Source organism: Neoroseomonas rubea (assembly GCF_016106015.1).
GTDB classification, from domain to species: domain Bacteria; phylum Pseudomonadota; class Alphaproteobacteria; order Acetobacterales; family Acetobacteraceae; genus Neoroseomonas; species Neoroseomonas rubea.
This window is the reverse complement of sequence record NZ_JACADQ010000131.1, coordinates 1-10,402: the sequence shown is the minus strand read 5'-3', so window position 1 is coordinate 10,402 and position 10,402 is coordinate 1. Positions and strand designations below refer to the sequence as shown.

General features: G+C 69.7%; 7 protein-coding genes and 1 pseudogene. 3 read left to right on the top strand and 5 right to left on the bottom strand.

Going from position 1 to position 10,402, the window contains the following annotated elements:
• Positions 1-358, top strand: a pseudogene (locus HW577_RS26535) (hypothetical protein); the annotation flags it as partial.
• Between the two features lie 3 nt (positions 359-361).
• On the opposite strand, the gene HW577_RS13610 reads toward HW577_RS26535, so the two are convergent.
• Positions 362-1,255 carry a PfkB family carbohydrate kinase gene (locus HW577_RS13610; RefSeq protein ID WP_232474912.1) on the bottom strand — a complete coding sequence of 298 codons (894 nt, stop codon included), beginning with the start codon at positions 1,253-1,255 and terminating at the stop codon, positions 362-364.
• A gap of 108 nt (positions 1,256-1,363) precedes the next feature.
• Here HW577_RS13610 and HW577_RS13605 point away from each other — a divergent pair, with 108 nt between their 5' ends.
• Positions 1,364-3,694, top strand: coding sequence for a xanthine dehydrogenase family protein molybdopterin-binding subunit (locus HW577_RS13605; RefSeq protein ID WP_198376678.1), 2,331 nt, complete (start codon positions 1,364-1,366; stop codon positions 3,692-3,694).
• A 45-nt stretch (positions 3,695-3,739) separates the two neighbouring features.
• On the opposite strand, the gene HW577_RS13600 is transcribed toward HW577_RS13605, so the two are convergent.
• Genes HW577_RS13600 through HW577_RS13585 form a run of 4 tightly spaced genes read right to left on the bottom strand, consistent with a single transcriptional unit; the run spans position 3,740 to position 9,153 of the window.
• Entirely contained in the window at positions 3,740-4,636 is an 897-nt protein-coding gene (locus tag HW577_RS13600; RefSeq protein WP_198376677.1) for a ketopantoate reductase family protein, read from the bottom strand.
• A 54-nt stretch (positions 4,637-4,690) separates the two neighbouring features.
• A complete protein-coding gene (locus HW577_RS13595) occupies positions 4,691-5,833 on the bottom strand; it encodes an acyl-CoA dehydrogenase family protein (protein WP_198376676.1) in 1,143 nt (380 codons plus the stop codon).
• A 6-nt stretch (positions 5,834-5,839) separates the two neighbouring features.
• A complete protein-coding gene (locus HW577_RS13590) occupies positions 5,840-7,045 on the bottom strand; it encodes an acyl-CoA dehydrogenase family protein (protein ID WP_198376675.1) in 1,206 nt (401 codons plus the stop codon).
• Positions 7,046-7,068: 23 nt separating this feature from the next.
• A complete protein-coding gene (locus HW577_RS13585; protein ID WP_198376674.1) occupies positions 7,069-9,153 on the bottom strand; it encodes a 3-hydroxyacyl-CoA dehydrogenase NAD-binding domain-containing protein in 2,085 nt (694 codons plus the stop codon).
• Positions 9,154-9,312: 159 nt separating this feature from the next.
• Here HW577_RS13585 and HW577_RS13580 point away from each other — a divergent pair, with 159 nt between their 5' ends.
• Positions 9,313-10,098 (top strand): SDR family NAD(P)-dependent oxidoreductase, encoded by a 786-nt coding sequence (locus tag HW577_RS13580; RefSeq protein WP_198376673.1) that lies wholly within the window; start codon positions 9,313-9,315, stop codon positions 10,096-10,098.
• The last annotated feature ends 304 nt before the right edge of the window (positions 10,099-10,402 follow it).

The window sequence follows — 10,402 nt, the reverse complement described above, 5'->3', positions numbered from 1 at the left end:
TGGCGGACGCGGCGGCGCGGCGCTGGGCGCGCTTGCGGGTGGCCTCGGCGGTGCGGCGATCGGCGCCGCGACCACGCCGACCCCGCCGCCGCAGCAGTACGGCGGCTATGGCGGATACGGTGGCGGGCAGACCTACTACCCGCCGCAGCAGCCCCAGCCCTACTACGCGCCGCAAAGTGGCCCGCAGCCCTACTATGCGCCGCAGGGCGGGGGCTATGTCAGCGCGCCCTATCCGATGCAGCAGCCCTACCAGCAACCCTACCAACAGCCCTACCGGCAGCCACCGGGGTCCTACTGGCAGCCGCAGCCCTACCAGGGCGGGTATCCGCCGCCGGACCCCTACGCCTACCGCTACTGACGCCTACCCGCCGGCGGCGAGGATCTCCGCCCGGCGCGGCAGGGACGGCACGGCTCCGAGCACGCGGCAGGCAAGCGCGCCCGCCACCACGCCGCGGCGCAACGCTGCCGCGATGCCGAGGCCTTCCGCGAGCGCCGCGGCGAAGGTGCCGGTGAACGCATCCCCCGCGCCCGTGCTGTCCACCACCTCGACCGGCGGCGGCGCGGCATGCAGGCGCGTACCATCCCGGCCCGCCCAATGGGCGCCGGCGGCGCCCGCGGTCAGCGCAACGCCAACCGCGACCGCGGGGACGAGCGCGGCGGCCAAGGTCGCGGGCATCCCGCCCTTCCCCGCCAGGCGCTCGGCCTCCGTCTCGTTCACGATGAGGATGTCCGTGGCGGCGAGCAGCGCCGGCGGCAGCGGCTGCGCCGGGGCGGCATTGAGCAGCGTCCGAGCGCCCGCCCGGCGCGCGGCCTCGAAGGCCGCGAGCGTCGCCGCCATCGGCGTTTCCAACTGCGCCAGGACGATCGCCGCGCCGGGCACGGCGGCCGTGACGTCCTCTGGCAGCAGTGTGCCGTTCGCGCCAGCCACGATCACGATCTCGTTCTCCCCGGCGGCGTCGAGAAGGATCAGCGCCTCCCCAGTCGGGATGGCGTCCCGCGGCCTCACACAGGCAGGCGCGATGCCTTCGGCAGCCCAGAGTGCCCGCGCGGCCGCTCCCGCCGCATCCGCCCCGACCGCGGCGGCGAAGGCCACATCCGCCCCCGCCCGCGCGGCCGCGACAGCCTGGTTGCTGCCCTTGCCGCCGTGGAAGCGGTCCATCCCCGTCGCCGCGAGCGTCTCCCCTGGCTTCGGGAAGCGCGTCACGCGCAGCACCGTGTCGCGATTGTAGGAGCCGATGACGAGCAGGCGGGCCATGCGCGGGACGCTCCCGCGCAGGGCGGCCCGGGTCAAGCGGCGCGGCGCGGGTTGCGGTGCAGCAAGGCAGCCCTAACCTATGCCCTTGAACGCATCCGAGAGGTCCCCATGCCCGACACGAACCCGGCCGATCCCACAATGCTGAAATTCGGCATCGGCCAGCCCGTGCCGCGGCAGGAGGACCCGATTCTTCTCCAGGGCCAGGGCCGCTACACCGACGACATCGCGGTCGCAGGCCAGGCTTGGTGCGTCATGGTCCGCAGCCCCTACGCCCATGGCGTGATCCGCGGCATCGGCACGGATGCCGCACGCGCCATGCCGGGCGTGCTCGGCGTCTACACGGCGGCGGATATGGCCGAATACGGACCGATGCGATCGGTCTTGCCGCTGAAGAACAAGGACGGCAGCCCGCTGATCAACATCGATCGCGGGCCCCTCGCCGCCGACCGGGTGCGCTTCGTGGGCGACCCTGTCGCCTTCGTCGTCGCCGAGACCAAGGCCCAGGCGAAGGACGCCGCCGAGGCCGTCGAGATGGACATCGACATGCTGCCCGCGGTGACGGAGGCGTCCGCCGCCGCCGCGCCCGGTGCGCCGCAACTCTACGACCACGTGCCCGGCAACGTCGTTCTCGACTTCCGCTACGGCGACCCGGCGAAGGTCGAGGACGCCTTCGCCAAGGCCGCCCATGTCACGACGCTGTCGATCCGCAACAACCGCATCGTCGTCTGCGCCATGGAACCGCGCAGCGCGATCGGCGAATGGGACGCCGCCGAGGGCCGCTACACCCTGCGCGTCGGCAGCCAGGGCGTGTTCGGCCTGCGCAACCAGATGGCGAACGACATCCTCAAGGTGCCGGTCGAGAAGGTCCGCATCCTCACCGGCAATGTCGGCGGTTCCTTCGGCATGAAGGCGAGCGCCTATCCCGAATACACCTGCATCCTGCACGCCGCGAAGATGCTCGGCCGGCCGGTGAAGTGGACGGATGAGCGCACCGGCGCCTTCCTGTCCGACTGTCATGGACGGGACCATGAGACGGTCGCCTCCCTCGCCCTCGATCCCGAGGGCCGCTTCCTCGCGGTGAAGATCGTCTCCTTCGGCAACATGGGGGCGTATCTGTCGACCGTCGGCAACCTGATGGGCACCGGCAACTTCTCGAAGAACATCCAGTCGAACTACGCAACGCCGCTGCTGCTCGTGGAGACGAAGAACGTCGTCACCAACACCACGCCCGTTTCGGCCTATCGCGGCGCCGGCCGCCCCGAGGGCAACTACTTCATGGAGCGGCTGATCGAGACTGCGGCGCGCGAGACGGGCCGCGACCCGATCGCGCTGCGCAAGCTGAACCACATCCGATCCGAGCAATTCCCGTTCAGCGCGCCCTCCGGCTCCGTCTACGATTCCGGCGACTTCTCCGCGCTGCTGGACAAGGCGCTGGAGGCCGCGGACTGGAATGGTTTCGAAGCGCGCAAGGCCGAGAGCGCGGCACGCGGCATGCTGCGCGGCCGCGGTATCGGCAACTTCCTGGAATGTACCGCCCCGCCCATGAAGGAACAGGGGGAACTTGTCTTCGAGGCTGACGGTACCGTCACCATCGTCACCGGCACGCTCGACTACGGCCAGGGCCACTGGACGCCCTTCGCCCAGGTGCTGCACCAGAAGCTCGGCGTGCCCTTCGAGAAGATCCGCCTGGTGCAGGGCGATTCCGACCGGCTCGTCGCCGGTGGCGGCACGGGCGGGTCGAAGTCGCTCATGGCCTCGGGCGCGGCCATCCTCCAGGCCGCCGACATCGTCATCGAGAAGGGGCGTAAGGCTGCGGGCTACGTTCTCGAAGCAGCGGCCGAGGACATCGAGTTCGCCAATGGCCGCTTCGCCATCGCGGGCACGGACCGCGCCATCGGGATCATGGACCTCGCGGCGAAGCTGCGCGCGATCGGGCCGCTGCCGCAGGACGTGCCGAACGACCTCGACGCCCGCACGGTCTTCGACCAGGCGCCCATGGCCTTTCCGAACGGCTGCCATGTCTGCGAGGTCGAGATCGATCCCGACACCGGCCACGTGAAGATCGACCGCTACGTCTCGGTGAACGATTTCGGCGTCATCGTGAACCCGCTGCTCGTGGAAGGGCAGGCGCATGGCGGGATCGTCCAGGGCATCGGGCAGGCGCTGCTCGAGCACGTCGCCTATTCCGAGGACGGGCAGCTCCTGACCGGCTCCTACATGGATTACGGCCTGCCGCGCGCGGACGACCTGCCATCCTTCGGGTTCGAAAGCGCGCCGAGCCCGTGCCTCACCAATCCCATCGGCGCCAAGGGCTGCGGCGAGGCCGGCTGCGCGGGGTCGCTGCCGGCGGTGATGAACGCGATCTCCGACGCGCTTGGCGGGCAGCATATCGACATGCCGGCGACGCCTGAACGGGTCTGGGCGGCGATTCACGGATGACAGAAAGACAGGGGGAGAAGAGAACTTCTCCCCCCCAGGCCCCCCTCAACCTTCTTTGGCTGTTTCGGCGGCGCGGACGAGGGTCTGGAGAAGGCGGTTGACGGGGGTCGGGATGCCGAGCGCCTCGCCACGCGCGACCACGAAGCCGTTCAGGTGGTCGATTTCGGTAGGGCGGCCCCGGCGCAGATCCTGCGCGGTGGACGAAAACTGCGCGGGCATGCTGGCCGCGAGGCCAAGCACGGCATCAAGGATGCCTTCGGGAAGTGCTACGCCGGACGCCTTGGCGATAGCACCGCATTCGGCGACCACGTCGCGCATCGCGGCCTCCACCCCGGGCGCGCGGATCATCCGGCCGTAGGGCAGGCCCGTCAGCGCCGACAAGGCATTGTAGGCACAATTGACCACCAGCTTGCCCCACAAAGCGCCGATCGCATCCTCCGACACCCGCGCGGAAATCCCGGCGGCCGCGAACAGCGCGAGGATTTCCTCGTCCTTGCCCGTCGGGCCGATCAGCAACTCCCCGCGCCCATGGTGGCGGACATGGCCGGGGCCGGCCATCTCGGTCGCCACATAGACAGCCACCGGCACGACCGGCCGGCCCAGCACGGCGGCCAGCCGCTCGGCATTATCGACGCCGTTCTGCAGGCAGAGGATCACGGCGTCCGGCCTCAGATGCGGCGCCATCTCCCGCCCCACCTGCTCAGTATCGCCCGACTTCACGCAGAACAGCACGAGGTCCGCGCCCGCGACCCCATCGGCTGTCACGGCGCCCTCGACTGGCACGCTGTGCCTCTCGCCGCCCATCTCGAGCAGCAGGCCCCGCGCGCGGATGGCCTCGACATGCTGCGCCCGGCCGACCAGCGTGACGGACGCACCGGCGCGCGCCAGCAGCCCGCCATAGAAGCAGCCGATCGCGCCGGCCCCCATCACGGCAACCTTCATGGCGCGCTCCCTGTCGATGGCGGGCGGAGGAGCGACGCACCCCCGCCCCGGTCCTCAGGCCGCGAGGAACACCCCGCCTTCCTCGCTCAAGGCCGCGAGGTGGTGGTCGACATCGCCGAACATGTTCTCGATGACGGTGAGCCGCTTGAGGTAGTGCCCGCCCGCATACTCCATCGTCATGGCGATGCCGCCATGCATCTGGACCGTCTGCTGGCCGACGAAGCGGGCATTCCGGCCAACCTCGATCTTCACCGCGCGCATCTGGCGGCGCCGCTCGCCGGCATCCGGTTCCGCCGCCATCATCGCGGCCAGCATCGCCATCGACCGCGCCTGCTCCAGGCAGACCATCATCTCCGCCGCGCGATGCTGGAGCGACTGGAAGGACCCGATCGGCCGGCCGAACTGCTTGCGGGTCTTGAGGTAGTCGACGGTCAGGTCCTTCGCCGCCTCCATGCAGCCGATCGCCTCGGCCGCCAGCGCCGCCATCGTCTCGTCCACGACGCGTTCGACCAGCGCCAGACCGCCATCCAGCAGCGCGTCGGCGCCGACCTTCACCGCGTCGAAGGTGATGTCCGCCGCGCGCTGCCCGTCGGTCGTGCCGAAGCCACGGCGGGTGACGCCCTGCGCCGTCGCCGGCACGAGGAACACGCCGATGCCGTCGCGGTCGCGCCGCGCGCCCGAGATCCGCGCCGTGACGATCAGCTGGTCCGCCGTGTCGCCATGCACGACGACACCCTTGCGGCCCTCGATCACCCAGCCATCGCCATCCCTCTTCGCGGTCGTCGCCACGTCATGCAGGTCGAAGCGCGACTGAGGTTCGGTATGCGCGAAGGCCAGCAGCAGGGTGCCCGCGGCGATCTCCGGCACCATCGCCCCGCGCTGCGCGGCCGTCGCACCGTGGCGCAAGAACCCGCCGCCCATCACGACGGTGGTCAGGAAGGGTTCGAGCGTCAGCGCCCGGCCCATCTGCTCCATCACGATCATCGTCTCGACCGCGCCATAGCCGAGGCCGCCATCCTCCTCGGCGAAGGGCATGCCGAGCAGGCCAAGCTCCGCATAGGCGGCCCAGACCTCCCGCGACCAGCCGGCGCCGGACTTGATGATCGCCTTTCGCTGCTCAAAACCGTACTTGTCCTTCAGCAGCTTCCCCAGGCTGTCCTGGAGGAGCCGCTGGTCTTCTGAGAGATCGAAATCCATGGTGCTTCAGAGTCCCAGGAAGGCTTTGGCCATGATGTTCTTCTGGATCTCGGTCGATCCGCCGTAGATGCTCTGCTTGCGCCAGTTGAAATAGGTCGCCTGCGCGAGCGTCTGCCAGTCCTGCGCCACCTCGGGCTCGTTCCAACGATCGGCTTCCGGATCGGCCGAGACGAGGCCGTAGGGACCCGCTGCCATGACATAGAGCTCGCTGATCGCCTGCTGCAGCTCGGTCCCGCGGATCTTGAGCACCGAGGAAGCCGGATTCGGCTTGCGTTGGCTGAGCGCGCGGTTCTCGTCCGCCAGCACCCGCAGCGTGGTCATCTCCAGTGCCTTGAGCTGCACCTCCACCTCGGTCAGGCGGGAGCGGAAGCGCGGATCCTCCATCACCGGCCGCGCGCCGCCCGGCGCTTCCTTCGCGATCAGCTTCAGGCGGCGGATGCGTTCCTTCGAAGCACCCACGCGCGCCTGGCCGGTGCGCTCGTTGGACAGCAGGAACTTCGCGCAATCCCAGCCGCGATTCTCGGTGCCCACCAGGTTCGCGACGGGCACCTTCACGTCGTCGAAGAAGACTTCGTTCACCTCATGCGCGCCATCGACGGTGATGATCGGACGCACGGTGATGCCCGGCGTCGTCATGTCGACGAGCAGGAAGGAAATGCCCTCCTGCTGCTTCGCCGCGCCGGGATCGGTCCGCACGAGCAGGAAGATCCAGTCGGCATGCTGGGCGAGCGTCGTCCAGGTCTTCTGCCCATTGACGATGTAGTGGTCGCCATCGCGCTTGGCCGCGCATTTCAGGCTGGCGAGGTCCGACCCCGCCCCGGGTTCCGAGAAGCCCTGGCAGAACCAGAGGTCGAGGCTCGCAAGCTTTGGCAGGAAGAACTTCTTCTGTTCCTCCGTGCCGAAGGCGATCAGCACCGGGCCGAGCATGTTGCAGTTGAAGCCGAGCGGGGATGGCGCCGGCGTCGACTGGATCTCCTCGCTGAGGATGAACCGCTTGATCGCGCTCCAGGGCTGCCCGCCCCATTCCACGGGCCAGTGCGGCACCGCCCAGCCCTTGGCATAGAGCCGCTTCTGCCAGTCGATCTGCATCGCCTTGGTCGGCGTGCGGCCGGAGGCCATGCGCTCGCGCGTCTCGGCCGGCAGGTTCGCGTCGATCCAGGCGCGGACTTCCTCGCGGAAGGCGCGCTCCTCATCGGTGAAGCGGAGGTCCATCCCGTTCTCTCCCGTTCGATGTCTCAGGCGGCCTTGGCGGCCGCGCCCATGGAAGCGAAGGTCCCGCCCTCCGCCGCCAGCTTCTCGATCAGCGCCGCGGGCTTCAGGTTCGCGTCGCCCGTCGCCTCGGCATAGCGCGCGAGCTTGTCGCGCACATTCTTCAGCCCCTGCGTGTCCGCCCAGAACATCGGCCCGCCGCGGAAGGCCGGCCAGCCGAAGCCGTTGATGAAGATGACGTCGATGTCGATGGGGCGGTAGGCGACGCCTTCCTCGAGGATGCGCGCACCCTCATTCACCATCGGCAGCAGCAGGCGCTCCAGGATCTCCTCGTCGGAGATCTTGCGCCGTCGCACCTGCATCTTCTCCGCCACGTCGAGGATGATGCGCTCCACCTCCGGATCGACCAGGCGGCGGCGACTCTCGTCGTACATGTACCAGCCCTTGCCGGTCTTCTGCCCGAAGCGCCCCTGCGCGACGATCGCATCCGCCACGGGTGCGACAGTTCCGCGCGCCTTGCGCACCGCGGCACCGATGTCGAGCCCGGCGAGGTCGCCCGTGGCGAGCGGCCCCATCGCCATGCCGTAGGCTTCCATCACCTTGTCAATGTCCGGCGGCAGGCAGCCTTCCAGCAGCAGCTTCTCCACCTGCGGCGTGCGCTTGCCGGTCATGCGGTTGCCGACGAAGCCGTCGCAATTTCCCACCAGCACCGGCAGCTTGCCGATCCGCTTGCCGAATTCCGTCGCCGTGGCGATCGCCGGCCAGGAGGATTTCGCGCCGCGGACATTCTCCAGCAGCCGCATCACGTTCGCCGGCGAGAAGAAGTGCATCCCGACCACAAGTTCGGGCCGCGACGTCGCGCTCGCGATCTCGTCGATCGAGAGCGTCGAGGTGTTGGAAGCGAGCACCACGCCCGGCCGCGCCGCCTTGTCGAGCCGGGCGAAGACCTGCTTCTTCACCTCCATATTCTCGAACACGGCCTCGATCACCAGGTCGGCCTTGGCGACCGTGCCCTCGAAATCCGTGCTGCCGGTCAGAAGGGCCTTGCGCTTCTCGTACTCGGCCTGCGAAAGCCGGCCCGAAGCGACCGTCCGCTCCCAATTCGCGTGGCAGCGCGCGAGGCCCTTCGCCAGCGCCTCCTCGCTCATCTCTACGATCGTCACTGGCACGCCGAAATTGGCCGCGGACATGGCGATCCCGCCGCCCATGGTGCCGCCGCCGATTACGACCAGCCGCTCGACCGGCAGCGACTTCGCATCCGCCGGCATGCCGGGAATGCGCAGCACCTCGCGCTCGCCGAAGAAGATGTGCCGCAGCGCCTTGGACTGTTCCCCCGCGACGAGGGTCGAGAACAGTTCGCGCTCCTTCTTCAGCCCATCCTCGAACGGCACGGTGAAGGAAGCGCGGACCGCCTCGGCGCAGCCCTTCGGGCTTTCCTGCCCACGCGTCCGCTTCAGCAGCCCGGCCACCACCGCGTCATAGGCCGCCGCATCCTGCCCGGCGATCCGATCCGTACGGTCCCGCGCCAGGGTGAAGGATCTGCCGATGTTCGCCCGCGCCCAGGCGACGGCTCCGGCCTCGAGGTCACCCTCGATGATCGCATCGACGAAGCCGAGCCGATGGGCCTCGCTCGCCTTGATGGGGTCGCCCGAGACGATGATTTTCGCCGCCGCCTCCGGTCCGATCATCCGCGGCAGGCGCTGCGTGCCGCCGGCGCCGGGGACGAAGCCGCGCTTGACCTCCGGCAGGCCGACCTGCGCATCCGCCACCGCGACGCGCGCATGGCAGGCGAGTGCGAGTTCCAACCCGCCGCCGAGCGCCGAGCCATGGATCGCCGCCACGACGATGCCGGGAAAGCCCTCGATGGCGTCGAACACCTCGGGCAGCGAGGGCGGCACGCGCGGCTTGCCGAACTCGGTCATTTCAGCCCCGGCGCAGAACATGCGCCCCGAGCCGATAAGCACCACGGCCTTGGCGCCGCCGGCCTTCGCCGCGTTCATGCCGGCGAGCAGCCCCGCGCGGATCTCGGTCCGCAGCGTGTTCACCGGGGGATTGTTCAGCCGGAGCACATGCACGTCACCATGCGTGGCATGCTGGACGAAGTCGGACACGGGCGTCACTCCCTCACCTTCTGGCCGGGCCTGCCCGGCCCTTCTTGGGGGCGGAGTGTCCGGCAGAACCGGGCCCGGGGCAAGCGCGCCGCGCCCTGTTGCCGGCGCCCCCCGCCCATGCTGCCCTGCGGTCAACGCAGACCAACGGGAGAAGCGCCCATGTCCCTCTTTGACCTGACCGGCAAGGTCGCCATCGTCACCGGCGGCAGCCGCGGCATCGGCCGCGCCATCTGCGAGCGCATGGCCGAACACGGGGCGAAGGTCGTCGTCTCCTCCCGCAAGCTCGATGCCTGCCAAGAGGTGGTGGACGCCATCAAGGCCAAGGGCGGCACCGCCATGGCCGTCGCCTGCAACATCGGCCGCAAGAACGAGTGCCAAGCGCTGGTCGATGCGACCATCGCCGCCTGGGGCCAAGTGGATGTCATGGTCTGCAACGCGGCGATCAATCCGCATTTCGGCCCGGCCGTCACCATGCCGGACGAGATCTTCGACAAGATCATGGCGTCCAACATCAAGTCGAACCTCTGGCTCGCGCACATGACGGCGCCGGGCATGGCCGAACGCGGCGGCGGTTCCGTCATCATCGTCTCCTCGATCGGGGGCTTCCGTGGTTCCCCGGTGCTCGGCGCTTATGCCATCTCCAAGGCCGCCGACATGCAGCTGGTGCGCAACCTCGCCGTGGAATGGGGGCCGAAGAACGTGCGCGCCAATGCCATCGCGCCGGGCCTGATCCGCACCGACTTCGCGCGTGCGCTGTGGGAGGATCCGGGCATCTACAAGAAGCGCACCAAGGACACGCCGCTGAAGCGCATCGGTGAACCTGACGAGATCGCGGGCGCGGCGGTCTTCCTCGCCTCCGCGGCCGGCTCCTTCATGACCGGCCAGACGATCGTGATCGATGGCGGCGTCCTCGCCGGCCCGCCCTCGCGCTCCGACGACGAGTGATCAACGGAATCCGGGCGGCTTGCCCGGGTCGAAGCCCGGCGGCGGCCCGCCGCGCTGGATCGGCGGCTTGACGCTCGCACCCGGTCCTTCGCGGAAGGGTTGTGCGGCGGCAGGCGGCGGCGGCGCGGTCGGGCGGGGCGATTGCGCCGCCTGGGACGGGCGCGCCGCGACGGGCGGCTCCGGGTCTGCCGTCACGGGCGGACGTGTGGGCGGAGGCACAGGCGGCACGACGGACACGACCGGTGGAGGCGGCGTCGCGACAGGTGGGCGCGCGGTTGGCGCCGCGGCAACCGGTGCGGGCGTC

Bases quoted from the DNA above. Each gene is read 5' to 3' on its own strand.
- HW577_RS13610 (WP_232474912.1), bottom strand. From the start codon at position 1,255: ATGGCCCGCCTGCTCGTCATCGGCTCCTACAATCGCGACACGGTGCTG.
- HW577_RS13600 (WP_198376677.1), bottom strand. From the start codon at position 4,636: ATGAAGGTTGCCGTGATGGGGGCCGGCGCGATCGGCTGCTTCTATGGC.
- HW577_RS13590 (WP_198376675.1), bottom strand. From the start codon at position 7,045: ATGGACCTCCGCTTCACCGATGAGGAGCGCGCCTTCCGCGAGGAAGTC.
- HW577_RS13595 (WP_198376676.1), bottom strand. From the start codon at position 5,833: ATGGATTTCGATCTCTCAGAAGACCAGCGGCTCCTCCAGGACAGCCTG.
- HW577_RS13605 (WP_198376678.1), top strand. From the start codon at position 1,364: ATGCCCGACACGAACCCGGCCGATCCCACAATGCTGAAATTCGGCATC.
- HW577_RS13580 (WP_198376673.1), top strand. From the start codon at position 9,313: ATGTCCCTCTTTGACCTGACCGGCAAGGTCGCCATCGTCACCGGCGGC.